Raw genomic sequence first — 24,372 nt, forward strand, 5'->3', positions numbered from 1 at the left:
CTTCGCGGTCCATCGTTTGATGGGGTTGTCGTCGCTCATCCTGTCCTCCTGATGACTGCACTATACCCTGTGCAGCTATGGAGGGGGTCACTTCACTGGGTCGTTAACTGCCAACTTAGATCTAGATCCGCTGCTGCAGTCCACACAAACTACAGTATTTTCGTAAAAAATTAAGTATTTTGATTTCTTTCTATGCCTAAAAGTTTAAAAAACTTACTCATACGGAAACCTTTGTGCAAACATAATAGCTATCATAACCAAGGCGATCTCTTCTAGTTTCTCGTATCCATTCTCATGTATGGATTTTTTAATTTCAGGCAGTACCATCTCTAAATCAGCAACGTGAAAGTGATGAACATCGTCTCCAACTTCCAAGACTGCCAACCTCGTCTCCATTGGCCATTTTTTACTTTCTTTTTCTTTAAACACACTATAAACCACATTGTCGTCAAATGAGTAAACAGCCCCTGCCGGGATATGGTATCTAGTCCGAGGCTTAAGCTGCCGAGGCGGTATCTCTCTTCTATCAGGATTTAGTGAAGCAGTCTCAAAGATCTCACAAAAATTCTTAGCGGCCCTAATTTCCTTTCTATTCGCACGTTCTTTAAGCTTGTGGAATGAAGAAAACCTAGTGCTCACTGATGTAGGATGAGAAACTAACGAGGGGATATGAATTTGAAACCAATAATTAAAAATCCTCTTCTTCATTCCGAAGTCTGACTTAGCCTCCAAGTGGCTAACCACTTTTTTTAAATCCTTTTGGATCGTATCTTTAGCATGATCACTAGTAAAAGCAAATGTTAAACCATTATGTTTGTACGCAACTTTAGTTACATCAGCAGCAACGCAGCCAAAGACGTTCCTCCCATCACGTTTTGCGGGCATTCTTTTTTGCAGCTGAACTTCAGCATCTCTTATTCTTTTGCTCAATTGTTTACTGCTGGCAATTCTCTTGCATTCAATATAAAAGGCTTCTTTTTTGGAAACAGCAATAACATCAGTTTCGGTAGTAAGATCAACATGGCAACCATATTGCAAAAAATAACTAGCGATCCTAAGCTCAAACTGAGCATTCCTAGAGTCGGAGTCTTTATCTAGTGCGGCAAAGTCACTTCCGCCTATCATGAGCTCCAACTTCTCATCACCACCTAAAGGCTCTTTGCATTTCAACCCCCTCAATATCCACATAAGCTCGTGAACTTCCCGCAATACATAAAGCTCCCAATCTAATGGGCTTTCAAACGGTCCTGTCAAAGAATTTTTAAATACTCTCCAAGGATCTGAGTCTTCCTCCAAAACCAAAGAAAAATAGTCTAAATACCTCTCAATCCTTGTATTTTTTAATCTTATCCCTTTTAAAGAGAGGTATTCATTAAGTTCCACTAGGTCCTGAAAGTGATGGGAGTACTCTAGTGATGGAAGCGTTTGCAATGGCAAGTTGTATGTTTTTTCTTTTTCCATGCTTTTCAAATCCTCAAACTTGGTACAATAATTAATCAACAGTTTCAGGAAACCATGCAGCGGAATTGAGAAATTCTTCGTGTCCGCTTTGGGTCGAAAGTAGCCATCCAAGCAAACCATAACGATGCAGCTCCTCCAGATCCCAAACCGGCATCAACGTTACAAAATTTATCCATTATGTCTCTTTTAGCAGACAATAATGCTTATGCCCACTTTTTCGGCACAGTTTTTTCGTCAACCCGTAGTCAACGAGGCTGGTCGAGATGGCGTTGAAAAGGGTGGTGGGGAGACTGCTCCAGAGTTGGAGAGCGATGCACTGTATGCAGGCACTTACTCCCAGCCGATGGAGCGGCTTTGGCCTGTGTTATCGATCCGTTGGATGGCTTACCCCATCACCTATGGGAATAGCCTCGATGCCATGGGGGAGGAGTCCCTTTGTCAGGCTGGGTCGCTATTCATCGGTGGGTTTCGTGACTCGCGGTGGCAATATGCGCCTCCGGGGAGGCGCAATGGCAAAAGCTGCTTCCGGACGGGCGAATTGACCGCTATGGACTGCGGCACTCGCCGGTAGGCTGAGCCATTCGGCGGGTTGAGCTGCGTAGGCCCAGCCAGGCATTGACGAAGAGCGTCAACAGGATCAGGGAACCGCCGAGCAGCGTCGCTTGAGGTGGCTGCTCATCCAACCACCACCAGACCCACAGGGTGCCGAACACGGCCTCAATCAAATAGAACAGGGCAACTTCCGCCGATGGCAGATAGCGGGTCGCGTTATCGATCAGTGCGGTGGCCAATGGCATCTGCAATAGACCCATCAGTGCCAGGACGCCGTAGCTTTGTGTTGTCAGGGCCAGTGGCGTTGCCATCGGCAAGGCAATCAATGCCGATAGTCCGCCCCCTATGGCGATGAGGGGAATTCTGTCCAGGTTGGGGTGGCGGCGCAGGAGGGTGAGGTTGCCCCCGACGGCGGCCGCTGCGATCACCGCATAGATATCGCCGAGCAAGCCTTCGCCGGATAGAGAACCCGAGAAGACGATCAACATGCCGGCCATGGCCGCCACGATTGCCAGCCAGGTTCGCATGGCTACCGTCTCATGCAGAAAGCAACGCGTGAAGATGGCAGCAAACAGGGGGGCGGCACTCAGGATGACCACCACATTGGCGACCTTGGTGTTCATGACTGCGAGGACAAACAGGCTGGAGGTGATACCCAGCGTTATTGCAGAGAAGAGTGCAACGCCGGGATTCTCACGTAGCGTTGCCAACCGGCGCCCACCGAGGCACAGCAAGCCAAGCGATAGCGCCATCAGGGCACCTCGCCAGAAGATGACGTTCCATCCATCTGTCGCTGCCAGCCGAACCAGCAGGCTGTCGAAGCTCAGGACCGTGACGCCTGCGGCCGCCATCGCCAGGCCGCGTCCGTGGCCATGTAGGGAGAAGAACATTCAAGGTGCTCCTGCTGTGGTGCGTGATGGCCCGATGTTTAGCCGTGGGTGATCATGAGGGTGTTAACAGCTTGCCTGCCAGGATATGGCCCCCGGTGGAGGAGGGCTGTTCTCTTCACGTCAGCCCGAAAGACTTCTGCGACACGCGCATGCCTCTGCATATCTATCCATTTATGCATAGCCACTCATACCTATCCGCTTATACCCTCCCATACTGCTCCACACCTCCTGAAGTCACCATCATCCATTGAATCCTGATATTCAATTCCTGCTGGTGGCCAGAAGCCGATCTTCCGCTGGCGGCGAGCCGATCAACGCCGACATTGTGATTCAGGGCGCTGCGCCGCTGGTTCTTTTCCTGAACTGGGCCGCCTTGTAGCGGTTACCGCACAGGGCCATGCTGCACCAGCGCCGCTTGCGTGCCTTGGTACGGTCATAGAACCACAGGATGCAGTCAGGGTGATCGCACTGTTTGACGAGGGTGAAGTTACCTTCCACCAGTAACTGCGCCACCGACTCGGCGACCGGGCCAAGGAGGGATGCGATCGGCTCACCGCACGCCGTACGGGTCAACACCAGGTTGCCTTCGTCATCGCGTTCCAGGTGCGGGACGCTGGAGTAGGCGTGCAGGTGCTCGTTCAGGCCGCTGATATCACCCAACTGACCTTCCTTGCGCTGCGCGATGAGCTGACGCGCCAATGCCCGTAGTGCTTTCGCCTGGGCGAGCAGCTCTGCAAGATCAATTGCCTCGTCCTCCGGCGCCGAAACGACACCACTCCGCTCCAGCCAATGGAGCACATCGCCGCCGCTGTTCCAGTATTCGATGACCTCGCCGTTGTCGCGCGCCTCGGTATTCAGCAGGTCCATCGCGAGATGGTCACCCACCATTGGCGCCTCGGCCAGGCTGCTGTTGCTCGGTATTTCTGCATCTGCCATTTCGTAACCTCTAAAAAATAGTTTGACAGGTTATCAAGGGCTGGCTCATGCTCAATCTCGAGTAACCTATTTGGGTTGAGTATAGAGGTTATGTAGATTCCCACACCAGCTTTAACGTCGAGGAACACCATGAGCACAAGAGAAATGCCATCTGCAGCCACTGCCAACAGCACCGAGACCCCTGTGCAGGTCCACTACAGGACCATGGAGGTCCTGGGCACCAGTGTCTTCTATCGCGAAGCCGGGTCACCGGAGGCACCAGCCGTGTTGCTGCTGCACGGGTTTGCCGCGTCGTCGTACATGTTTCGCGACCTGATCCCGCAACTGGCCAGGAAGTATCATGTGATCGCTCCTGATCTGCCTGGCTTCGGGCAGACCACGGTCTTGCCGGGTGTTGAGTTCAACTACACCTTCGACAACCTGGCATCGGTGATTGATGACTTCACCGTGGACAAGGGGCTGGATCGCTTTGCCATGTACGTGTTTGATTACGGAGCTCCGGTCGGTTGGCGTCTGGCGGTTAAGCACCCGCAGAAGATCACCGCGATCGTGAGTCAGAACGGCAACGCCTACGAAGAGGGTTTGAGTGAGGGTTGGGCAGATATGCGCAAGGCGTGGGCCGAGCCGACCGCTGAGAATCGCGAATCCCTGCGCCGGTTCAACACCTTCGAGATGATCAAGTGGCAGTACATCGAAGGCGTCAGCGACACCTCGCTGATTCCGCCGGAGACATACCAGTTGGCCCATGCCGCCATCGAGCGTATTGGCGTCGAAGCGCAGATGGATCTGCTGCTGGACTATGGCGAGAACGTCAAGCAGTACACTCAGTTGCACGAGTTCTTCCGTCGCTACCAGCCCCCGACACTGGCGATCTGGGGCGAGAACGATCCATTCTTCATACCGCCTGGTGCCGAAGCGTTCAAACGCGACAACCCGAACGCCGAGGTACGTTTCCTCGACTCCGGCCACTTCGCCATCGAAACCCATGGCAAGGAGATCGCAGAGGGCATGCTGGAGTTGTTGGATCGTAGCGTCACGACCTGAGCCACATCATCCTCACGACAGCGGGCCTGGCCGGAGAGCTGGTCAGGCCCGCATGCTGTGGGGAAGGAAGGTATTGTTGTGGCGAGTGGTTGTTGGTGTTTGGGAATGGTTGCTTTCGGCCAAGAGCGGACATTGAGATCATGCTGATATAACGCTGCAATCAGTCGCGCGAGGAACGAGCGTCGGCTGCATTGCCATTGTTAGGCTTATCACGCTCACTCTCGGTCCGTGAATCAAAATTTGCACGCAAACCCGCAAAGCTGACTTCCATACTCTTCATTTTTAGCCTGCTTTCTTTCATGAGGACCGTGAGCAAGGCGGCCAGCACAGCAACCACCGCTGGAATAACCAAGAACAGAAGCTGTTTAGGCTCGGAAATCGGTCCTGAGTCTGTTGACGTAACAAACCCAACAACAGCAGTCATCATGCCCACCATCATGCTCATGGTCGCAACCAGTTGCCGACGATAGCGTGCTGCCTTCTGATAGTCCTCTGCTTCACCTTTATGCTCAAAACCCGTTATTTCCTCACGTATAACTGCCAGCTTTTCGCAGAACTCTTCCTTTGTTGCAGCCGAGATAAAACTTGAATCCATTACCTCTTTGGTAAGCTCGGCACCAAAATCATTGAGGTCATAAAGAGCAGATCGATCTAGTCCATATCGGCGCGCCGTGGCGGTGGCTAGCCTTTGTAGCACATCATTGGTTGGAATGACGCCCTCAGATATGCCAGGCCTCACTGCATATAAAATTTCCTGATTGGCTTGGTCGACTCGTCGAACATATTCACGATTATCACGGCGTGAAAAAATCGATCTTGTTATCAACGCAACGACTAGGCTGCTTAGCACGCCGGCGCCAATGCCAACTACCCAAGGATTGTTTATAAACTCACTCATCAATTTCCTACTGTATACCTAACAGGTATTAGACAGCGCACTCGTTGATTGACTTGAACGAGCGCGCGCGTTCAACATTCTTATGCCGCCACATAAACTCATTGATTTTTTGATGTATTTTCGTCGACATGGCTATATAACACCAATAAACGAGCATTCAGTCTTTGCCGGCATGTCGGCTTTGGGTCGTCCTGCGAATGGTAGCGAGGTCAGGCCCACGCTAGGCATGGATTGAGCCACACTTTCCTCTCCACCTGTGGAGAACCATGCCATGAATGCTTCAACAACTGCAATTCGAGAGCCCTGGAACAAAGGCAAGCTGGTCGGTCAGAAAACACCACTTCGCTTAAAAGATATCTGGGCCATTCGTGTTCGGCTGCAGCTCGCCGGGAAGACACGCGATCTAGCGCTATTTGATCTAGCGATAGATAGCAAGCTGAGGGCCTGCGACCTGGTCACTTTACGTGTCCGTGATATTTCTCATGGCGAGCGCGTGTCACCAAGGTCCATCGTAATGCAGCGGAAGACACAACAGCCAGTGCAATTTGAGATAACCGAGCAGACACGCGAGGCCTTAGCCGATTGGATTCAGCGCGCCCGGCTTCGAAGCGAGAACTATTTGTTTCCGAGCCGCCTCAGTAGCTCAGAGCACCTGTCAACACGACAGTATGCTCGTATCGTCAAAGCTTGGGTAACCTCTATTGGCCTAGATCCTTCTATCTATGGCACGCATACGCTGCGCCGTACCAAGGCATCGCTGATATACCGTCGGACGAAAAACCTGAGGGCCGTTCAACTGCTCTTGGGTCATACGAAGCTGGAAAGTACTGTCCGATACCTTGGGATAGAGGTAGATGATGCTTTGGAGATGGCTGAACAAACAGAAGCATAGCAAGAGCAGAGGCGGCCTGATTCGGGCCGCCTCTACCGGCCAAAAGCTGCCTGTCGTTGCGAACTTCTGAGCGACGGCTTCAGACTGATCTCGGTCGTTCGTCATGATCACGCCGAACGACCGCCTAAACAGGTAACCGACATTCGTAACCGTCAATTTCTACTGCTTCACATGCCTTCCCCCGAACGCGGAAGGAGCAGGAGAAAAGGATCTAGGGTGTCGGTTGTCGACAGGTACACCAAGTCGCAGAATATCACCCGACTCCAGCATCGCTCTGATTTCCTATTGCTCATTTTTTAAAAACGGCGTGGCATAGCCAAAGTATTCATTTTGAGCTGTGCGTTGCACATCCCAGCGCCTCGAATGTCCCGCTGGGCGCTCCCGTTGATCGGCATGCGTAAGGACCAAGCGATTCTTGGCACGAGAAACCCCGACGAAATAGGCGCATCGGTTTTCATCCTGATCGCCAAAGAAGATTTCGTTGTCGACGGCCATGATGATGACTGAATCGAACTCAAGGCCCTTGCTCTTATGGATGGTCAGGATTCGTACGGCTTGGTCATCTGAGAATCGCTCAAGAGCCTTGGGTAAGTCAGACTCCAACTTTAGCAATTCCTCGATTCTGGCCTTGGTATCGCGAACCACCTCCTTCAACCGATCGCGTGACTCGTAGTCTGGGGAGAGCGACACCAGAGTTTCGATACTGACTTGCTTCAGAAATTCTCGAACCAACTCCCACCAGCCGGAGTAGGGCTCATCGACCAACTCGGCAATGGCTATCTCTTTTCGTTGCTTCTTGACGAGTCGATCAAGGTCCTTGCGCGCGTTCGACTGAATCTCTTCATCAGCAAAAGGGATGAGTTGATTCATGAGCCGGATCCAGGCTTTTGGCTCGCGCTGGCCGTAGAGGCAGGAGAGATAGTCCACGATCAGACGTGCAGCCGGCTCGACCGTAATGTCCTGCATATGCTGCTCGTTACGGAACGGGAGGCCACGTGTCTCCAACGCCGCCATCAGATGATCGGCGTACAGGTCGAGCTGATTACGAACCAGGACTGCTATCTCCGCAGGTGGCAACTGCTCGGTCCTTATCCAGCCTTCAATCAAGCCAGCGAGGTAGTCAGCCTCCTGACGACTATCTTCGAAGCGCCAGGCGAATACCTCACCTTCGTCGCCGGCAAGCTGCTCATCAGGCATGACGGAAGATGGGTCAAGCTTGCGAATGATTTCGTTTTGCAGGCGAAGCAGTCTCGGCTTTGAACGAAAGTTGCGGTACATATTGAGCGGGGCGGCGGCAAAGTCGGCAACGAAAGTCGGAAAGATGCCGTCCAAGGCTCCTGCCCAGCCCATGATCTTCTGTTTAGTGTCGCCCACGGCGGTTAAGCGAATGCTCGTGCCTTGAAAGGCGAGCTTGAGTAGCTCGTACTGCAGGTTGGTGCAGTCTTGGAATTCGTCGAGGAAGACGTCGCTGTAGGTTTGACGGATGGCGTTCCGCGCGACCGCAGACTGCTGCAGAATCTCGATCGCAAACGGCACCAGGTCGGAAAATTCGATCAAAGTCCGTGATGGGGCAGGCTTTCTATCCGCAATCTTGTACCCTGCATCCAGCGCATATTCGCCCGTAAGAACAGGGCGGAAACGGTCGATAATGCGCTTGGCGAAAGCATGAAAGGTATAGCTGTCAAACCGCGTGGCAAGCTCGGAACCACAGCGCCGCTTGACCCGCTCTTTTAGGTTACTACTGGCATCAACCTTAAACGAGATGGCCAGAATCCGTTTGGGATAACGACAGGTTCCTGTGCGCAGTAAAAAGTCTGCACGTTGCGCAAGCATTTCGGTTTTGCCAGCTCCAGGGCCTGCCGTAAGTGCGAGACTTCGCGCGCACTCTTTGGCTGCCAATAGTGCATTCGGTTCAAGAGTCAGCCCATCTGCAGACTTCCAAGCATCGACCGCAATCACTCCGGCAACTCCTCGAGTTTGGCGATGACGGCATCGGCCAAACGTCCGAAGGATTCGGGAATATTCGCGAGCAGGTCTGCATCGCTGAGATTGGCAAGCGCGTCAATGTGCGCGGCCGGCTTGCTTCCTAGCTTGAAGCTGCGGTGATAAGTGCTGAACAGTTGCTGTTCGTCCTCGCTATATTGGCTTGCATCCTGATGGTTCTTGCCGAGGACAGCCTTGATCGTTGACTCTTCGGGCGTTTCTTTCTCGGCATCGTAGGCAACCGGGTAGGCCAGCAGCATGGAAAAATCGAGATCCATGGGCGCCGAGAAAAACACTCCGCGATTCTCCAATTCGAGGAATACGCTTTTCTCGTCTTCAAAATAGTGATGTGTTCGGACTGGTTTTTCGACTGCATCCCATTTAGGTAGATCCCAATCATCAGGGAGCGCTTTTGTCGGCTCAAACTTCACGAGTTGATCATTCACGTATTTGATCCGTCCCCAGCCGGCGGCATAACGAGCCACATCAAGATCCAACAGTGTCAAATACGGAATCTGCAGTGAAGAGAGCAGCCGCCAAAAGTGATTGACATGACGCCCCCCCAAGGGCGCTATCGAAACTGCTGACTCATCAACCGGAGCCCCTTTGGCCTGAAGTAGCCGTGGCAACACGATTTCTTCACTATCACCCTCTCCCAGAACCACCAAGCGGGAGAAATAGACTTCAGGAAAGGCCTGTACGGCCTCACGCACAAATTTGTGTGCTTCGTCTCCGTTTTCCGGCAGTGGAATGTGCATGACGCGTGATGTTCGATTCCGGGTCAGCCGTAGATAGCGGATACGTTCCGGAGCGACGCGCCGCAACATCGTCGGCGCGTGGGTCGCAATCAGTGCTTGTGCGTCACCTTCGCTGGTCATCTTGTTGAGCGCATTGACGATCCGCCCAAGGTAGTGCGGAGAGAGGCTGTTTTCTGGCTCTTCGACCGCCACCAGCGTAAACACGGGCGGACGCAGTTTTTCTGCGTCGAAAGAATCGTCATCTTCAGCTAGGACAGCGCGACCAATGGCTTGCGAGGACAGCACGAGGGACAGATACAGCATCGACTTCTGACCATCGCTCAGTCTCGAGAAGTCCACCAACTGCTCGTCATGGCCCGGCGTGAATGATACCGACATATGTCGCAGCAATGCTTCAATCTCGGACGTAGCAAATGTGAGCTTGGGGTCGACAAAGAAGCTTCCCTTGTGCAAAGTACTCCATGTCGATTTCAAGCTTTTGCTGAACGTGTTGATTGATTGATTCGCCGCCAAGCTGTCGCTGATTTGGTCGGTCAGGCCCTTGATAACGGCTCGTTCTGCATCCCAGTTCACCGCACGCAGCATGCGTCCCAGCAATGCATTGGCGCCATAGGCAATGTGATCGGCAGGGTCACGGCGTGCGGGCAGGTAGTGAACGTGGATATGCTTGCGTTCAGATCGGGGAACTTGAGCTGTGCTCAGCGGCGAGCCATCTGCATTGATGTCCAGCACATAGACCATGCTTTCTTCTATATCTCCATCCAAGCCCATGGTGGCGGTGAGGCGGAAACGCACTCGCGGTGTGCCGTCGATTTCGTCAAGGCGCATGTGGCCGAAATGAGGGGCTACCGTACTATTGTCGTCGTCATCCTCGTCGCCGAGTTCCGGGAACAGAAAGTCTGCCTCAATCCATAGCTGACGCTCATCTGGCGGTGCTTCCTCGTTGAATGGGACATGAAAATCCGAGCGCAAGATCCGGCGCAGTGATGGCTCAAAGGCAAACAGACGGCACAGGGCTTGGAGTGCTGCTGTCTTGCCTGAGCCGTTATGGCCGATGAGATAAGTAATCTCCTCCAGCCAGATCTCGGTGGGCGCCGCTCCGAATGACTGGAAGTTCGAGAGCCGGATCGTTTGAAGCCTCATTAAATGTCCTCACCTGAGTTTGTCGTTATGGGGAGATGAGTGGTCAATCTGCACCAAAGAGCGGCCGTTTGGCCGACAACCCCGACCGACAACAACCGCTGCGGAGCAGTCATCGGCCTTTCCTCATCGAACTTCCGCTTTGGGTCGATAGCCGTCATTCCACTATCTCCTCATAGAACGCCAGCCTCCCCTCTATCTCCTCCATTCCTTCCAACGGTCGCTCATAACTCCACGCCACATCGGCGTGCTCGCCAAACGAGAAATACGCGGCGTCGCCCTTGAATGGACAATGAGTCACGGTCTCGGAGGGGGTCAGCAGGTCCATTCGTACGTCGTCGCGGGGAATGTACTGGCGCGCCGGATAACCGCGTTCTCGGAGCTCGATGGCGCGGGTGGTGTCGGCGAGCGGTGTGCCATCGATGACGACACGCACCCGGCGGTCGTGCGGGTTCAGGGTGATGCGGGGTTCTGAGGAAGCCGGTGCCATGGTGCCATCCCTTGCGTACGGGTTGTGTCGTTATGGTGTCATTGGGTTCAGCCTAGCACCGAAGGATGTTTTGCCCCATGCGTTGGATCAACGGAATGGCCGGGGCAGTACACTCAACACGGTGGCCCATGGTCAGGCATGCCGCGTCGATGAACCACACCATGGCTCCTGGAGATGCTAGAGTTCGAGTGAACCCTTCCCAATGGCTCAGCGACCATGTCCCACGTCGACATCACCGTGATCTCCGATGCCATCTGCCCATGGTGTTTCATCGGCAAGCGCCACCTCGATCTCGCCCTGGCCGAACTGCCCGAGGAAATCGGCGTGTCGGTGGCTTGGCATCCTTTCGAGCTCAACCCCGACATGCCCGCCGAGGGGCTGTCGCGGCGCGACTACCGCACCGCCAAGTTCGGCTCGTGGGAGCGCTCCCAGGCTCTCGACGCCCAGGTTGAGGCGGCTGCCACCCAGGCCGGTCTCGAGATTCACCACGAGCGCATGACACGAACGCCCAACACCTTCAATGCCCACCGGCTGATCTGGCTCGCCGGGGAACATGGATTCCAGTCGGCCGTGGTCGACGCGCTCTTCCGGTACTACTTCGTCGAAGGGCAGGACATCGGTGACAGCGCGGTACTGGCCAACGCCGCCCTAGACGGTGGACTGGTGGGTATCGACATCCCCGCCTTCCTGGCGGGCGACCAGGGCCGCAGTGAGGTAAGAGCCGGCCTCGACGAGGCGCGGCGCCTGGGTGTGAGCGGCGTGCCCACCTTCATCATCGACGATACAGTCGATCTGTCGGGTGCCCAACCACCCGAGACACTGCGCCAGGCGATTCTCGAGACGACCGACAAGCGTTGAGGGCCCCGCATCCCGACGATCTCGAGATTGGTTCCCACGGCAAGGAAAGCAGCAACGATGCGGCCTACCCTGCCCAAGCCATTAGCGTCTGGCTGAGCGACGCCACGGCCTTCTCCAGCTCGGCGAGGCCCTGATGCGTCGCCCGTTGATTTCCGAAGATCGACAGTGTAGACGCTGATCGCTCGCGGTATCGGAACGGTGCTTTAGCCTAGAGGAGGTACGGCTCGAGCCAGCGTCTCAGTTGCGCTCCCTGCATCAGCCCGGCCTGGCGGGCGATCTCGCGCCCGCCCTTCAAGACGATCAGCGTGGGGATGCTGCGAATGCCGAAGCGCCCGGCCAGGTTAGGTTCTGCTTGGGTGTCGAGCTTAGCGAAGCGGATCCGCGGCTCCAGTTCGGCAGCCACCTGGGCGAAGACCGGCGCCATCATCTTGCAGGGTCCGCACCAGTCGGCCCAGAAATCCACCACCACCGGCAGCTCGCTGCGCTCGACCAAGGCCGCATAGTTGGCGCTGGTGAGCTCCAGCGGTGCGCCGGTGAACAGCGCTCGTTTACACTTGCCGCAGCGCGAGGCGTCGGCCAGCCGCGCCGTGGTCACGCGATTGATGGCCAGACAATGGGGGCAGGCCACATGCAGGGAGTCGGTCATGGCAGGGCTCCAGGAAGGATGACATTGACGAGAATATGGAGGCGCCCGCCATGAAAGCAAAGCCAAGACGCCCTTCTCGACATGATGAAACTCGCCATCTCCTGGCCTCAATGGTTTGGTAAGCTGCGGAAGGCGGGGCTTGGCCGCTGGCGTAACCGCGCAGCACGGTGTAACGCGTCACCTGCTCATCATCGAGCCCATGGTAAACCCGACGAGGCTGTCAATGGATGCACCGTGAATAGGCTCCCGCGTACCATGCACAGAGAAGCGGTACACTGCGACGAAGCAAACCAATGGCAAGGCAAACAGCTCCGATGAGACGATCCGCTGCCCCTACGCATACCCGGCATTCGCGAGGCGACGCCAGGTCATGACTACAGACATGGCATTTTTCACTGAATACAGGACAGGGAGAGTCGGCCTTTGTCGTCGCCAATAACGAGATACTCGCTCAACTGGCTGACCGGTCAGTTTCACGAGCCAAGCAGGGAAGCGATGTATCGCCGTGACATCGATTCCAGAGTTCGCCTCGAAACCTGCCTGGCCCTCAGCGTGGCTGCCCTGGTCTTTGGCATGTTTGCCATTTCGGACTACTACTATACCGGCGTGAGCACCGAGCTTTACCTGCTGCTCGCCATGCGAATCCTGGTGGTCGTCTCATGCCTGGCTCTGGCATTCGTGATCGGGCGCTGGGGAAACTGTTCACGCAAGGGCTGGCTGCATGCCTTGCCACTCTGGATACTGGCAACGGGCATCATCCTGATCGTTCCCTTGCGCCCCGAAAGCCTCTCGACACAGGTCACCGCCGTGGTGGTGGCCACCATGGCCTTCTACCTGCTGATTCCCAACCTGCTCCCCGTGGTGGCATTCGCCAGCCTCTATTTGAGCCTGGGCTTCCTGGCTTCAGCGATGATGGTGGCCGATATTCCTGCCGTGGTCGCACTGCGCATATTGCTGTTGCTCATCATGACCAATGCCGTGGGGTTCTTCGCCTTGCTGCGTCTTGAAAAACTGCAACGAAAGCAGTTCGCGCTGCTGCAGGAAGAGCGCATTCAGAACCGCCAGCTGGTCGAGGAAATCGCTCACCGAAAATCGCTGGAAACGCAGTTGCGCATGGTGGCCGAGCGGGATGCCTTGACGGGCCTGGACAGACGAAGCCATTTCATGAAGCGCGCCGAGGCGCTGCTTCTACGGTCGCAGCTCGAGAAGACGCCCTTCAGCCTGTTCATGATCGACGTGGACCACTTCAAGGCCATCAACGACACCTGGGGGCACAGCCAGGGGGACCGGGTGCTGACCGCGATCGCGGGGACCTGCAAGCGATCCCTCAGGCCCCAGGACATGATCGGGCGCTTCGGCGGCGAAGAGTTCATCGTGGCCCTGCCGAATACTCACCTGAAAGACGCCCGAATGGTCGCGGAACGCGTGCAGAAGACGGTCGCCGAACTGCCGGCGATGGAGGAAATGCCCGACCATCGTCTGACCGTTACCATCGGCATCGCCGGGGTATTCGATGAAGAGACTGACTTACCCGCCCTGATCCAGCAGGCCGACCAGGCCCTGTACGCCGGCAAGCACGGCGGAAGGAACCGGGTCGTGATGAGCCACGAAGGCACGAACGAGGCTTGAGGAAAAGGAGCGGGTACACACCGGCATCAGCCACGCACGGAACTGCCTCACTGTGGTGAAAAGCGGCCACGAAATGCTGGATGAAGCGGTGACGGGGGTAGCGAGGACGAGCACGGAGCAAGCCAGGGGCCGTTTCTCAGGTCGTCACCGCCGGCTCGCGGCTGGTTCGGTAGAGTTCCTGCAACCGGCCGATCAGTGCATCCACCCGGCGCTCTGCCGCCGCGATGGAGGCTGCCAACGGCTCTCCGCCCTCTTCCTGGTGCTCGATGGCCACCCGATGGATTCGAGTGATGCCGATGAATTCCAGCGCCGTGGACAGGCCGGGCTCCAGGTGATTCATGTGGGCCAGCTCGCCGCCGGGCTCGAAGCCGGCCCCGCCCCGTGACGACAGAACGATCGCGTGACGCGGGCGGTCGGCCAGGCGGGGCGTGAAGGGGTCGTCCGGCCGGCTCGGATCGTAGTCCACCGTGCGCCCCATGCGCACCACCAGGTCCACCCAGGCCTTCAGCGCCGCCGGCATGCCGAAGTTGTACAGCGGGGCGCCGATCACCACGACGTCGGCTGCCGTCAGCTCGTCGATCAGCCGATCACTCTCGGCGAGCACCTCCGCCATCCAGGGCTCCTGGCGTTCCAGGGGCGTGAAGGCGGCCTGGATCCAGCGCTGGTCGATGAAGGAGGGCGGGCTGCCGCCCACGTCGCGATGGGTCACGATGGCCTCCGGCTGACGGGCCTGCCAGCCGGTGACGAAGCGGTGGGTAAGGCGGCGGCTGAGGGAGCCGTGCTCGTCGGTGCCGGCGAGGCCGGGGCGGGCACTGGCGTCCAGCTGCAGGATATGGGTCATGTCAGGCTCCTTGTATTGTGAGTTGAACTCACTCATCGTTGAGGGGTGACTTGAGCCTATAATCCAGGTATTGGGGCCACAAACGATGAATATTTGCCGGTATAGATGAGCCTAACTCAACCATGAGCCCTCGCCGACTCCCTTCACTTTCTGCCCTGCGGGCGTTCGAGGCCGCCGCCCGCCACCAGAGCGCCAAGCAGGCAGCCAATGAGCTGTCCGTCACGGCCACGGCCATCAGTCATCACATCCGGGGGTTGGAGGATGCCCTGGAGGTGGAACTCTTCGTGCGCAAGCCTCGGCAGCTGGTGCTCACGCCGCAGGGACGGGAGCTCTTCCAGACTCTGGAAGCGGCGTTCGACAGCATCGGAGAGGCCGTTGCGCGCTTGAAGACGCCGCCCGTCCGTCAGGCGGCCACCCTCTCCACCACCCCGGCGGTGGCCGTGCGCTGGCTGCTGCCCTGGGTGTGCCTGCTGAGGGACTCGCATCCGGACATCGACCTGCGAATCCACGCCTCCCACGAGCCGGTGGCACTGGACGGCGTGACCGCGGATCTGGCAATTCGCTATGGCGACGGCCAGTGGCCGGGACTGGTGGTGGAAAAGCTGTTCGACAACACCTTCATCCCGGCCTGCAGCCCCCACCTGAACCTGAACGATCCGTCTGAGCTGCCCGATCATCCGCTGATTCACTTTCGGCCCCAGAACGCCTCGGTAACGCCCGCAGACTGGGCCGGCTGGCAGAAGCGGGCCAAGGTGGAGGGGCTGGATGTCGGCGCCGGGCTGGTATTTTCCGACGAGACCCACGCCATTTCCGCTGCCATCGGCGGTCAGGGAGTGGCCCTGATGAGTCGCCCGCTGATCGCCGATGAACTGGCGGAGGGGCGCCTGGTCCAGCCCTTCGGGCCGGAGTTGGAGGGCAAGCCGTTCTATCTGGTCTATCCGGAAAGCCGGCGCGATACGCCGACGATACGAGCGATCCGCGACTGGGTGATGAGGGTGCCGGGAGGACTTTACCAGCTTTCGGACAGCACTCGAGGAAATGCCAATGGCGTTTGATCCTGCCCAGCCGCGGTAGCCGGCCCGCCAAGGCGGTACACTGGGGCGACCTCACTCATGGCAAGGCAAACAGTATCGATGAAACACTCTCCTACTCCTGACACTCGTACCGATGGAATCGGTGAGCCCCCGCTGACGGCACTCGGCGGCAGCTACATTCTCTTCGCGATGGCGGCCGATGCCGAATACGGCCCGCATCTCAGGCAGCGAATCGAGCCGCTCATGACCGGCGTAGGCCCGGTCGAGGCGGCCGTCGAGCTCACCGCGGCCCTGGCCACCCTCACCCAGCGCGGGCGTCTACCGGACCTGGTGGTGTCGCTGGGCTCGGCGGGCAGCCCGGTGCTCGAGCAGACCGAGATCTATCAGGCGACTGCCGTGTCCTACCGTGACATGGACGCCACCTCGCTGGGCTTCGAGGCGGGCGCTACACCCTTTCTCGACCTGCCGGCCTCTCTCCCGCTGCCCTTGCGCATTCCCGGCATTCGCGAGGCCACGCTGTCGACCGGCGCCAATATCGTCTCAGGCGCAGCCTATGACGCCATCGCCGCCGACATGGTGGACATGGAAAGTTATGCCTGCCTGCGCGCCTGCATGCGTTTCGAGGTGCCGCTGGTCGTGCTGCGCGGCATTTCGGACGGCAAGGCCGAGCTGCACCACGTAGATGACTGGACGCAGTATCTCCACGTCATCGACGAGAGGCTGGCCATGACCGTCGACCGTCTTGGCGAGGCGCTCGCCGAAGGCCTGTTGAAGCACTGAGATCTGGCGGCGGCTGCGGAAGGTCCTTCTCTGCAGCGTCGTTTGACACGGCCGGGTGTACTGTATTTATATAGCTTTTTATTTAGATAGATCGGTCTATACAGGAACGACAGTCGATGCCAGCTTCCAAACGCGACCAGTTGCTCGCCACGGCCGAGCGCCTCTTCTATGACCAGGGGTTCCATGCCACGGGGATCGACCGCATCGTGACGGCCGCCGGCGTGGTGCGTATGACGCTTTACAACCACTTCGCCTCCAAGGAGGCCCTGGTGATGGCCGTACTGAAGGCTCGTCACGAACGCTTCATGGCCAGTCTGGATACGGCAGCGGCCGCCGCCTCGCCGGGCCAGGCGACACTCGCCCTGGTCGAGGCGCATGGCCACTGGCTGGAGCAGTACAGCCAGCATGGCTGCATCATGGCCCAGGCGATGGGCGAGTACGCCGAGCACAGCGCCGAGATCCATGCCCTGGCGACTGCCGCCAAGACCGACCTGCTGGCTCGCCTCGAGACCGCCGTGGCCCGCGACGGGCTGGACCATCACACCCGTCTGGCACGACGCCTCTTCCTGATGCTGGAAGGCAGCAATACGGCGGTGGCGGTGCTGGGTGCGGAAGTGGCCCTGGCCGACACCCGGGCTGCGGCCGACGCCCTGCTCTCAGCGGCCTGGAGCGAGACCCCATGAAGACCCTGTCCCCGCTCGGCATGGCGACCCTCGGCAGCGGTGTCATTGCCATCACCTACGGACTGGCCCGCTTCGTGTTCGGGCTTTTCCTGCCCGCGATGCGCGACGAACTGACGATCTCGCCGACCATGGCGGGAGTGATCGGTGCTCTGCCCTTCCTGAGCTTCGTCTTCGCGATCCTCGCCGCCCCCTGGGTGACGCGCTACCTCGGCATTCGCCGCGCAGGAGTCGCGGCCGCCGGTCTGGCAGGGGTCGGGCTGATGACGATCGCGCAGGCACCTTCCTCGCTGGCACTGGCCACCGGCGTGCTCATCTGCGGGATCAGCACCGGGCTGTCGTCGCCGGTGATGGCGCAGGCGGTGCACCGAGTCGTGCCGCCCGGCCTGCGCGGGCGGGTCAACGCCATCATCAATGCGGGCACGAGCCTGGGGATTGCGCTCGCCATGCCCGCGGTGCTGATCTGGGCGGAGGCCTGGCGCAGCGCCTATGTCGGCTTCGCCGCCCTCGCGGCTCTGGGCGTCGTGGGGGCCCTCTGCTACCTGCCGCGGGATGAGCAGCGCGCCTCACCCTCGCGACCCAGTACGGCCGCCGTGCCGGTGAGTCGGACACAATGGCTCGCCATCGGCAGGTTGAGCGGCATGGCCGGCGTCATGGGCTGCGTGAGCGCAGCCTACTGGGTGTTTGCCCCCGATGCAGTGATCACCGCCGGGGGGCTCGCATCGAGCCAGACTGCCTGGATGTGGCTGGCGGTCGGCCTCGGGGGACTCGCGGGAGGTGGCGCCGGCGACCTTATCGCGCGCTTGGGACCGGCCCTGAGCCATGCCGCCGGCCTCACCGTGATGTCCACAGCCATTGCGCTGCTGACCGTCGATCCCGCTGACTTCGCCCTCGTCCTGACCTCCGCGGCCCTGTTCGGCGCCGGCTACATGATCCTCACCGGCTTCTACCTGGTCAGGAGCACCCAGATCATGACCCAGGCACCCGCCTTCGCCCCGGTGCTGCCGCTGCTCGCTACTTCGGTGGGCCAGGTCGCCGGCTCTCCGCTGGCCGGCTGGCTGGTCGGGGCCGAGGGCCATACCATCGCCTTCGTGCTCTTCGCCATCCTGGGCATTGCTGTCGCCTGGCTAGGGTCGTGGTGGCTGAACGAGCGAGGCGCACCGGCCGTAGACGAGGCTCGACCACTCGAAGCCGTTGATCGGGATGACCCGGCGGACCGCTAGCCATATCGAACCCACGCCACGCCTCGGACAGCTCCCCGGCGCTGGCCTTCACTGCCGATTCCGGCGAGTCAGGTGGCATGGAAGCGATATACTGGAGATCACAGAGCTTCGAGGAGACCGATGTGCTCGATCCGCAACGCTGCCGTCAGGCACGCCTGGCCCGGGATGCCCGTTTCGATGGTCGCTTCTTCACTGCGGTGACGAGCACCGGTATCTACTGTCGGCCCATCTGCCCGGCCACCCCACCGCAGGAACGTAACGTCCGTTATTTCGAGAGCGCAGTGGCTGCCGCCGAGGCCGGCTTTCGCCCCTGTCTCCGGTGCCGGCCGGACAGCGCTCCCGGCTCACCCGCCTGGAAAGGCGTCGATACCACGCTGGAACGAGCACTGCGGCTGATCGATGGCGGCGCCCTACAGCAAGGCTCGCTCAGTGAACTGTGCGCACGCCTGGGGATCGGCGATCGCTATCTGCGCCACCTGTTCCACGGTCGCTTTGGCGTGTCGCCCAAGAGCTACGCTCTCTATCAGCAGTGCTTGTTTGCCAAACAACTGCTGCACCAGACCAGTCTGCCGGTGACCGACGTGGCCTATGCCAGCGGTTTTCGCAGCCTGCGCCGCTTCAACGACGCCTTCAAGACACGCGTCGGCCTAGCACCGCGAGAACTGCGGCGTCGCGTCGGCGCCCCATCGGCCGCACTGAGTCTCGAACTCGCCTACCGCCCACCCTATGCCTGGCAGACACTACGCGACTTTTATGCCAGTCGCGCCATCGACGGTCTGGAATGGATCGACGACGATGTGTATGGACGCACCATCACCTGGGGCACGACCCAAGGCCACTTCACCGCGATACATCGCCCCGAGCGGCATGTCTTCGACGTGGCGCTGACATTGAACGACCTGGGCTCATTGGCGCCGATCGTGCGTCGCATCCGGCGCCTTCTCGACCTCGATGCCGACAGTACGCTCATCGAAGCGCACCTGGCCAAGGCCCTGCCGGATCTGCCACTGGTGGAAGGACTGCGCCTGCCAGGGATCTGGAATCCATTCGAAGCCGGGGTGAGGGCGATTCTCGGCCAGCAGGTTTCGGTGACCGCCGCCCGGGGGTTAACCACCAGGCTGGTCGCCGAACTCGGCGAAACCGCCGGTGATATCGATGGCAAGCCTTGCCGACACTTTCCGGAGCCAGCCACCATCGCCGCCAGCCCTCTCGACTTTCTCGGCATGCCTGACACCCGTCGCCAGACGCTACAGCGCTTTGCTGCCTGGTACGCCGGTGCCGAGGCCAACGACGACACTCATGCCTGGACGGCCCTCAAAGGCATCGGCCAATGGACCGCCGACTATGCCGCCATGCGTGGCCATTCGCACCCGGATATCTGGCTCGCCGGCGACCTGGGCATCCAGAAAGCCCTGCCTGCCCTGCACAACGCCGATCCACAGTGCGCCGCTCCCTGGCGCAGCTATCTCACCTTGCAACTATGGAGCCACTGAGATGTCTTCACTCGACGCACTCGACTATTACCTCCCCGCCGACGACGAACCGCTTGGCCCGATCCGTCTGCGCGCCAACGAGCACGGCCTCACCGAGATCGCTTTCGTCACGGCCGACGACGAACCGCCCAGGCCCAACCCGCATACCCGGCGCGGCCAACAGCAGTTGGCGGAGTACTTTGCCGGCCAGCGGCAATCGTTCGACCTGCCCCTGGCTCCTCAGGGCACGCCCTTCCAGCAGCGCGTCTGGCAGGCATTGCTCAGCATTCCTTTCGGGAGTACCGCCAGTTACGCCGAGATCGCCGCACATCTCGACGATCCCAAGGCGGTACGGGCAGTGGGAGCGGCCAACGGACGCAATCCACTGGCCATCGTGGTGCCCTGCCACAGGGTGATCGGCAGCGACGGCAGCCTGACCGGCTATGCCGGCGGTCTGGAGCGCAAGCGCTGGTTACTGGCGTTCGAGGCAGGTGAAATGCCTTTCAGATTGGACCTGGCCGACCCTGCCTCGCTTCACGACACTTGAGGCTGGCCAGCGGCGCCGGCGCCGAAGTGCGTGAAGCACTGGGCACCGCGGTGTTCGCCGGCATGATCGGCGTGACCCTGTTCGGACTCTTCCTCACGCCGGTGTTCTACGTGGCGCTGCGCAAACTGGTCGAGCGTGGCCACCGCGAGCCGCAGGCAAGCGACCAGCCGGCAGGAAGCGAGTACAAGGCGTGAGCGGCTGCCGAAAGCGCTGGCATCGACTTATCCCGATGCCGATATCGAGCATGACATGAAATGTACATGAACGTGCGTCGTTTGACTGGATACAACATAGCAATTATGTCCAAGCATCAGGCGGTCGATCCGGCCTATGCTGTGCAAAGTCAACAGGCAGGAGAAACGCGGCATGACGGAACAGTCGAGCCGGTTTCGGTTCACCAAGAGCCCCCATGTACCGGCACTGACAGTGCTTCAGGCAGCGATGCACGATTTCAGCTATGATCGCCACGCCCATGAAGAGTATGCCTTCGGTGTCACGCTGGCGGGACGCCAGGACTTCTTCAGCGGCGGTGAGTTTCATCGCAGCCCGCCCGGCAACGTGATTCTGTTCAACCCCGAAGAGGTTCACGACGGCCAGCCAGGCGGCGGAGAGACACTGGACTATGTCATGGTCTACGCACACCCGCGACAACTGGAAGCGCTGTTCGCCGACGCCCTCGGCCATGAGGCGGCGACCGATTTCCGCATCAACGAGACGTTGATTCAGGACCCGGTCCTGCGCCGGGACATCCTGGAACTGGTGCGCCTGGTCACGACCCAGGTCGGCAGTTGCATTGACCAGGAAAACGCTCTCTACCGGCTCATTGCGCGATCCGTTCAACTCGCCGGCGCCTTACAACCGAACCACGTCGCCAGCCGACCCGATACCCTGCTCGGCTTCGCCAGGGAGTACATCCACTCCCACCTCAGCGAGGATGTCTCGCTGGACGACATCAGCCAGGCGGCCCACCTCTCGAAATACCATTTCCTGAGGCTGTTTCGCCGGCAGTTCGGCATGACCCCACACCAGTATGTGATCAATTGTCGGGTCAATGCCGCGCGTGCGGCACTGGACGCCGGCACATCGCTCAATGAGGTTGCCTTCCAGTATGGCTTTGCCGATCTCAGCCATTTCAACCGGCGTTTCAAGCGCATCTATGGCATGACACCCCGCCAGTATCAGAGCCATATCACCACCTGAGCCGAGGTCTCTCCATGTTGGGAATCGTCGCCTATGCCCTGGGCGTCATGTACACGCCTGGGCCGGTAAATTTTCTGGGCCTGACCGCCGGACTCAACGGGCAAGCCAGAGCGTCACTGGGGTTCTGCCTCGGCGTCGGCACGGCCATGCTGGTGTTATTCCTGGGGTTCGGCTGGGCCGGTGCCGCCTGGGTGCAGGGCGATATACTGGCGGTGATCGGCGCACTGGGCTGCGGCTACATCCTCTATCTCGCCGTTCGCATTGCCCGAACCCGCATTGATCTGGGCAACGTTGATCATGCCCCGCGCGTCCTGCGCTTTCGCGATGGCCTGATCATGCAACTGTTCAATCCCAAGGGCGTGGTCGCCACGCTACCGATCGCCACGATCCAGTTTCCCGCCGAAGGCATCCACGGTATCCCCCTGGTGATCTGGTCACTCGGGCTGGCCGCATTAGCCATCGGCGCGCCGGGAAGCTATGCGATGCTGGGCAACCTGGTCGGAAGCCGAATCAGGAACCCCCGATGGTTCAGATATTTCAACCTGACTATGGCGGCACTGCTCGCCGGAGTGGCGATATCGATCGGCTATGAGCACGTCTGGTTGCCGTTCATGTCTTGAAGGCGGCAAGGCCGGAGCGTCATTTCAGGACTGACAGCACGGCGCTCACGCGATCATTCATTGACTGACTGGTGAGAGCCCCAAAGCTTCGGTCAACCCGGATGCGCCACTGATCGTTTCTTGGAAATGATTGCATAACGCCTACAGCATGCGCGCCCTTGTAATGGAAGGGGCGTCGCCGTGCCTGCACCGATTATGCATTTAGCACCTGAACAAGCACTAACTTGTTTCCATATAAGTCTGAGAAATGGGCGGATATTGCACCTTCAACCGTTATCGGCTTCTCCAAGAATCGAACGCCCGCTTCTTGGAGTCGATCAAACTCATCGTAAAAGCTATCAGTATAGAGAACTCCGATAGGCTGATCGCCCGTTTGTTGACCAACAGCAGCTACATCTCTTTCGGTTTCAGCTTTCAAAAGCCAGACACCTACATCCTTTCGGCTTGGAAAGGTCAAATGGATGAAGCGACGCTCCCCCGCCTCAACATCCGTCGACAGCTCTAGGCCAAGCTTTTCAACATAAAAATTGAGCGCATCCTCATAATCTTCGACAAGAATGACCATCCTTCCAAAAGAGACCATGACTTCTCCTTTCAAGTCTCTATATTTGCATAATCGGGATAGAGGGACGCCTCCCGGATCAGTCGCTGCCGGATACCCGGCCAGTGCTGGCACAGATACGCCGGTCGCCCGGCATTCAGTCCTTTCTCTAGACAACGGTTCAGGTGTCTGCTGCAGCGCATTATTCGACCGACTCGTTCGCCAAGCCGAAGGGGATATGCACCATAGGAATGCTTCCACCTTCGGACTCCAAATGGGTTCGTTGATCATCAAAGAATATATGGGGTTTCAGTACCTTCAATATTCGGTCTTTCTGCATGCCACCGAGAAAGAAGACCTCATTTGCGCTGACACCCCAGTGTTCCAGTGTCGTCACGACACGCTCATGCGAAGGCGCATTTCTTGCCGTGACAATCGCAGTTCGGAGAATGCGTTGGTAGCCGGGATCTTTTTGAACGGCACGATCCTCCAGGTTCTGCATGAATGCCAGCTTTTGAAAAAGGTCAGCCAAGGGGCCAGGGCTATGCGGGATGTGCGATCTTGAGCTTTCATGCTCATGGAAATCATCAAGCTCGCCCTCTTTATAGACACGTTCAGAGGCGTCATCCGCGATAACACCATCGAAATCGAATGCAACCCGCAGTTCTGAATCCGCTATGTCATCGACAACATCGGTTGGCAAGACCGTCCCAGCCGGGTACCCGTAATCAATTGCCTGCGATACGTCCGCCTCATTTGCGGAGAGAAACAGGGACGCATTGAAGGCCGGGATGTAGGAGTACGGTGACTTACCTTCTAGAAATGCAGCGCGCGATATATCGAGTCCATGATGAACAATCGAACGGAATACCCGTTTGCCCGTTATGGCCGAATTCCGGGAAAGAAGGACCACTTCCACAGGCCGCTCTTCGCTGAAACGTTCGTTGATATCAAGAAAGCGTCGAACGAAGGGAAACGCGACACCTTTGTCAAGAGGCTCATCTAAATGCGCCTCTTGATGCTCTCGGTACGCCTTAGGGCCCTCTTCCCGGAAGACCCGGTCCGACGCGCGCAGATCAAAAAGCGCGCTAGAGGCGACAGCAATTACGAATTTTCGGTCAATCGGATATGGCATTTCTATCTCGGTCCGTCGAAACGCGGAGGTTTGCGGCAATTTAGGAGCCGCGCAGCAGTGTAAGAATTGTCCGGCAACAGCGGCTGGTTATGCATTATTCGTGCTTCTCGAACGGAGGCGGC

23 protein-coding genes and 1 pseudogene are annotated in these 24,372 nt (G+C 58.4%); 13 read left to right on the forward strand and 11 right to left on the reverse strand.

Annotated elements, in window-relative coordinates:
• Window positions 1-213 precede the first annotated feature (213 nt).
• The 3 genes from BLW01_RS16745 to BLW01_RS16755 all read right to left on the reverse strand — a co-directional run bounded on the left by BLW01_RS16745 (window position 214) and on the right by BLW01_RS16755 (window position 3,839).
• The gene (locus BLW01_RS16745; RefSeq protein WP_139243950.1) at window positions 214-1,461 is read right to left on the reverse strand and encodes a hypothetical protein; all 1,248 of its coding nucleotides are present in this window, start codon (window positions 1,459-1,461) and stop codon (window positions 214-216) included.
• Between the two features lie 545 nt (window positions 1,462-2,006).
• A complete protein-coding gene (locus tag BLW01_RS16750) occupies window positions 2,007-2,903 on the reverse strand; it encodes a DMT family transporter (RefSeq protein WP_092571821.1) in 897 nt (298 codons plus the stop codon).
• Between the two features lie 330 nt (window positions 2,904-3,233).
• On the reverse strand, window positions 3,234-3,839 hold the full coding sequence (locus BLW01_RS16755) for a CGNR zinc finger domain-containing protein (RefSeq protein ID WP_092571823.1): 606 nt from the start codon (window positions 3,837-3,839) through the stop codon (window positions 3,234-3,236).
• A 129-nt stretch (window positions 3,840-3,968) separates the two neighbouring features.
• Here BLW01_RS16755 and BLW01_RS16760 point away from each other — a divergent pair, with 129 nt between their 5' ends.
• Window positions 3,969-4,883 carry an alpha/beta fold hydrolase gene (locus BLW01_RS16760; protein WP_092571825.1) on the forward strand — a complete coding sequence of 305 codons (915 nt, stop codon included), beginning with the start codon at window positions 3,969-3,971 and terminating at the stop codon, window positions 4,881-4,883.
• 160 nt (window positions 4,884-5,043) lie between these two features.
• On the opposite strand, the gene BLW01_RS16765 is transcribed toward BLW01_RS16760, so the two are convergent.
• Window positions 5,044-5,781: a hypothetical protein gene (locus BLW01_RS16765; protein ID WP_092571827.1), complete on the reverse strand. Its 738-nt coding sequence runs from the start codon at window positions 5,779-5,781 to the stop codon at window positions 5,044-5,046.
• A 271-nt stretch (window positions 5,782-6,052) separates the two neighbouring features.
• Here BLW01_RS16765 and BLW01_RS16770 point away from each other — a divergent pair, with 271 nt between their 5' ends.
• Window positions 6,053-6,673 carry a tyrosine-type recombinase/integrase gene (locus BLW01_RS16770; RefSeq protein WP_092571829.1) on the forward strand — a complete coding sequence of 207 codons (621 nt, stop codon included), beginning with the start codon at window positions 6,053-6,055 and terminating at the stop codon, window positions 6,671-6,673.
• Window positions 6,674-6,955: 282 nt separating this feature from the next.
• Here BLW01_RS16770 and BLW01_RS16775 read toward each other — a convergent pair whose 3' ends face one another.
• The 3 genes from BLW01_RS16775 to BLW01_RS16785 form a co-directional block, all read right to left on the reverse strand.
• Entirely contained in the window at window positions 6,956-8,632 is a 1,677-nt protein-coding gene (locus tag BLW01_RS16775; RefSeq protein WP_092571830.1) for a UvrD-helicase domain-containing protein, read from the reverse strand.
• Window positions 8,629-10,557 carry an ATP-dependent nuclease gene (locus tag BLW01_RS16780; protein ID WP_092571832.1) on the reverse strand — a complete coding sequence of 643 codons (1,929 nt, stop codon included), beginning with the start codon at window positions 10,555-10,557 and terminating at the stop codon, window positions 8,629-8,631. The genes BLW01_RS16775 and BLW01_RS16780 overlap by 4 nt, the downstream gene beginning before the upstream one ends.
• Window positions 10,558-10,711: 154 nt before the next feature.
• Window positions 10,712-11,044 carry a DUF427 domain-containing protein gene (locus BLW01_RS16785; protein ID WP_092571834.1) on the reverse strand — a complete coding sequence of 111 codons (333 nt, stop codon included), beginning with the start codon at window positions 11,042-11,044 and terminating at the stop codon, window positions 10,712-10,714.
• Between the two features lie 216 nt (window positions 11,045-11,260).
• Here BLW01_RS16785 and BLW01_RS16790 point away from each other — a divergent pair, with 216 nt between their 5' ends.
• Window positions 11,261-11,902, forward strand: a complete 642-nt coding sequence (locus BLW01_RS16790; RefSeq protein WP_092571836.1) for a DsbA family oxidoreductase — start codon at window positions 11,261-11,263, stop codon at window positions 11,900-11,902.
• Between the two features lie 208 nt (window positions 11,903-12,110).
• On the opposite strand, the gene trxC is transcribed toward BLW01_RS16790, so the two are convergent.
• Complete coding sequence (gene trxC / locus BLW01_RS16795) at window positions 12,111-12,548, reverse strand: thioredoxin TrxC (RefSeq protein WP_092571838.1); 438 nt, start codon at window positions 12,546-12,548, stop codon at window positions 12,111-12,113.
• A gap of 495 nt (window positions 12,549-13,043) precedes the next feature.
• On the opposite strand from trxC, the gene BLW01_RS16800 reads away from it, so the two are divergent.
• Window positions 13,044-14,177: a GGDEF domain-containing protein gene (locus BLW01_RS16800; RefSeq protein WP_092571840.1), complete on the forward strand. Its 1,134-nt coding sequence runs from the start codon at window positions 13,044-13,046 to the stop codon at window positions 14,175-14,177.
• 136 nt (window positions 14,178-14,313) lie between these two features.
• Here the strand turns inward: BLW01_RS16800 and BLW01_RS16805 are convergent, their stop codons facing one another.
• Window positions 14,314-15,018 carry an FMN-dependent NADH-azoreductase gene (locus BLW01_RS16805; RefSeq protein ID WP_092571841.1) on the reverse strand — a complete coding sequence of 235 codons (705 nt, stop codon included), beginning with the start codon at window positions 15,016-15,018 and terminating at the stop codon, window positions 14,314-14,316.
• 122 nt (window positions 15,019-15,140) lie between these two features.
• Here BLW01_RS16805 and BLW01_RS16810 point away from each other — a divergent pair, with 122 nt between their 5' ends.
• The 9 genes and pseudogenes from BLW01_RS16810 to BLW01_RS16850 all read left to right on the forward strand — a co-directional run bounded on the left by BLW01_RS16810 (window position 15,141) and on the right by BLW01_RS16850 (window position 22,574).
• The gene (locus BLW01_RS16810) at window positions 15,141-16,073 is read left to right on the forward strand and encodes a LysR substrate-binding domain-containing protein (protein WP_092571843.1); all 933 of its coding nucleotides are present in this window, start codon (window positions 15,141-15,143) and stop codon (window positions 16,071-16,073) included.
• Between the two features lie 78 nt (window positions 16,074-16,151).
• Entirely contained in the window at window positions 16,152-16,832 is a 681-nt protein-coding gene (locus tag BLW01_RS16815; RefSeq protein ID WP_092571844.1) for a 5'-methylthioadenosine/S-adenosylhomocysteine nucleosidase, read from the forward strand.
• Between the two features lie 116 nt (window positions 16,833-16,948).
• Window positions 16,949-17,515 (forward strand): TetR/AcrR family transcriptional regulator, encoded by a 567-nt coding sequence (locus BLW01_RS16820; RefSeq protein ID WP_092571846.1) that lies wholly within the window; start codon window positions 16,949-16,951, stop codon window positions 17,513-17,515.
• Complete coding sequence (locus BLW01_RS16825) at window positions 17,512-18,735, forward strand: MFS transporter (protein WP_092571848.1); 1,224 nt, start codon at window positions 17,512-17,514, stop codon at window positions 18,733-18,735. Before BLW01_RS16820 ends, BLW01_RS16825 begins: the two co-directional genes overlap by 4 nt.
• Before the next feature lie 122 nt (window positions 18,736-18,857).
• A complete protein-coding gene (locus BLW01_RS16830) occupies window positions 18,858-20,228 on the forward strand; it encodes an AlkA N-terminal domain-containing protein (protein WP_092572057.1) in 1,371 nt (456 codons plus the stop codon).
• A 1-nt stretch (window position 20,229) separates the two neighbouring features.
• A complete protein-coding gene (locus BLW01_RS16835; protein ID WP_092571849.1) occupies window positions 20,230-20,754 on the forward strand; it encodes a methylated-DNA--[protein]-cysteine S-methyltransferase in 525 nt (174 codons plus the stop codon).
• Window positions 20,751-20,948 (forward strand): annotated as a pseudogene (locus BLW01_RS16840) (efflux RND transporter permease subunit); the annotation flags it as partial. The gene BLW01_RS16835 and the pseudogene BLW01_RS16840, both read left to right, overlap by 4 nt.
• Before the next feature lie 172 nt (window positions 20,949-21,120).
• Window positions 21,121-21,954, forward strand: a complete 834-nt coding sequence (locus tag BLW01_RS16845) for a helix-turn-helix transcriptional regulator (protein WP_092571851.1) — start codon at window positions 21,121-21,123, stop codon at window positions 21,952-21,954.
• Between the two features lie 14 nt (window positions 21,955-21,968).
• On the forward strand, window positions 21,969-22,574 hold the full coding sequence (locus BLW01_RS16850) for a LysE family translocator (protein WP_092571852.1): 606 nt from the start codon (window positions 21,969-21,971) through the stop codon (window positions 22,572-22,574).
• A gap of 193 nt (window positions 22,575-22,767) precedes the next feature.
• On the opposite strand, the gene BLW01_RS16855 is transcribed toward BLW01_RS16850, so the two are convergent.
• Window positions 22,768-23,157: a VOC family protein gene (locus tag BLW01_RS16855; protein WP_092571854.1), complete on the reverse strand. Its 390-nt coding sequence runs from the start codon at window positions 23,155-23,157 to the stop codon at window positions 22,768-22,770.
• Between the two features lie 160 nt (window positions 23,158-23,317).
• Entirely contained in the window at window positions 23,318-24,250 is a 933-nt protein-coding gene (locus BLW01_RS16860; RefSeq protein WP_092571857.1) for a 5'-nucleotidase, read from the reverse strand.
• Window positions 24,251-24,372: the final 122 nt, after the last annotated feature.

It is taken from the genome of Aidingimonas halophila (genome assembly GCF_900106955.1).
Taxonomy (GTDB): domain Bacteria; phylum Pseudomonadota; class Gammaproteobacteria; order Pseudomonadales; family Halomonadaceae; genus Aidingimonas; species Aidingimonas halophila.

What these genes read in the sequence shown, in the direction of transcription:
- BLW01_RS16850 (WP_092571852.1), top strand. Translation starts at nt 21,969, where the DNA reads ATGTTGGGAATCGTCGCCTATGCCCTGGGCGTCATGTACACGCCTGGG.
- BLW01_RS16820 (WP_092571846.1), top strand. Translation starts at nt 16,949, where the DNA reads ATGCCAGCTTCCAAACGCGACCAGTTGCTCGCCACGGCCGAGCGCCTC.
- BLW01_RS16780 (WP_092571832.1), bottom strand. Translation starts at nt 10,557, where the DNA reads ATGAGGCTTCAAACGATCCGGCTCTCGAACTTCCAGTCATTCGGAGCG.
- BLW01_RS16805 (WP_092571841.1), bottom strand. Translation starts at nt 15,018, where the DNA reads ATGACCCATATCCTGCAGCTGGACGCCAGTGCCCGCCCCGGCCTCGCC.
- trxC (WP_092571838.1), bottom strand. Translation starts at nt 12,548, where the DNA reads ATGACCGACTCCCTGCATGTGGCCTGCCCCCATTGTCTGGCCATCAAT.
- BLW01_RS16765 (WP_092571827.1), bottom strand. Translation starts at nt 5,781, where the DNA reads ATGAGTGAGTTTATAAACAATCCTTGGGTAGTTGGCATTGGCGCCGGC.
- BLW01_RS16845 (WP_092571851.1), top strand. Translation starts at nt 21,121, where the DNA reads ATGACGGAACAGTCGAGCCGGTTTCGGTTCACCAAGAGCCCCCATGTA.
- BLW01_RS16745 (WP_139243950.1), bottom strand. Translation starts at nt 1,461, where the DNA reads ATGGAAAAAGAAAAAACATACAACTTGCCATTGCAAACGCTTCCATCA.
- BLW01_RS16855 (WP_092571854.1), bottom strand. Translation starts at nt 23,157, where the DNA reads ATGGTCTCTTTTGGAAGGATGGTCATTCTTGTCGAAGATTATGAGGAT.
- BLW01_RS16810 (WP_092571843.1), top strand. Translation starts at nt 15,141, where the DNA reads ATGAGCCCTCGCCGACTCCCTTCACTTTCTGCCCTGCGGGCGTTCGAG.
- BLW01_RS16800 (WP_092571840.1), top strand. Translation starts at nt 13,044, where the DNA reads ATGTATCGCCGTGACATCGATTCCAGAGTTCGCCTCGAAACCTGCCTG.
- BLW01_RS16785 (WP_092571834.1), bottom strand. Translation starts at nt 11,044, where the DNA reads ATGGCACCGGCTTCCTCAGAACCCCGCATCACCCTGAACCCGCACGAC.
- BLW01_RS16825 (WP_092571848.1), top strand. Translation starts at nt 17,512, where the DNA reads ATGAAGACCCTGTCCCCGCTCGGCATGGCGACCCTCGGCAGCGGTGTC.
- BLW01_RS16790 (WP_092571836.1), top strand. Translation starts at nt 11,261, where the DNA reads ATGTCCCACGTCGACATCACCGTGATCTCCGATGCCATCTGCCCATGG.
- BLW01_RS16755 (WP_092571823.1), bottom strand. Translation starts at nt 3,839, where the DNA reads ATGGCAGATGCAGAAATACCGAGCAACAGCAGCCTGGCCGAGGCGCCA.
- BLW01_RS16860 (WP_092571857.1), bottom strand. Translation starts at nt 24,250, where the DNA reads ATGCCATATCCGATTGACCGAAAATTCGTAATTGCTGTCGCCTCTAGC.
- BLW01_RS16760 (WP_092571825.1), top strand. Translation starts at nt 3,969, where the DNA reads ATGAGCACAAGAGAAATGCCATCTGCAGCCACTGCCAACAGCACCGAG.
- BLW01_RS16770 (WP_092571829.1), top strand. Translation starts at nt 6,053, where the DNA reads ATGAATGCTTCAACAACTGCAATTCGAGAGCCCTGGAACAAAGGCAAG.
- BLW01_RS16835 (WP_092571849.1), top strand. Translation starts at nt 20,230, where the DNA reads ATGTCTTCACTCGACGCACTCGACTATTACCTCCCCGCCGACGACGAA.
- BLW01_RS16815 (WP_092571844.1), top strand. Translation starts at nt 16,152, where the DNA reads ATGAAACACTCTCCTACTCCTGACACTCGTACCGATGGAATCGGTGAG.
- BLW01_RS16750 (WP_092571821.1), bottom strand. Translation starts at nt 2,903, where the DNA reads ATGTTCTTCTCCCTACATGGCCACGGACGCGGCCTGGCGATGGCGGCC.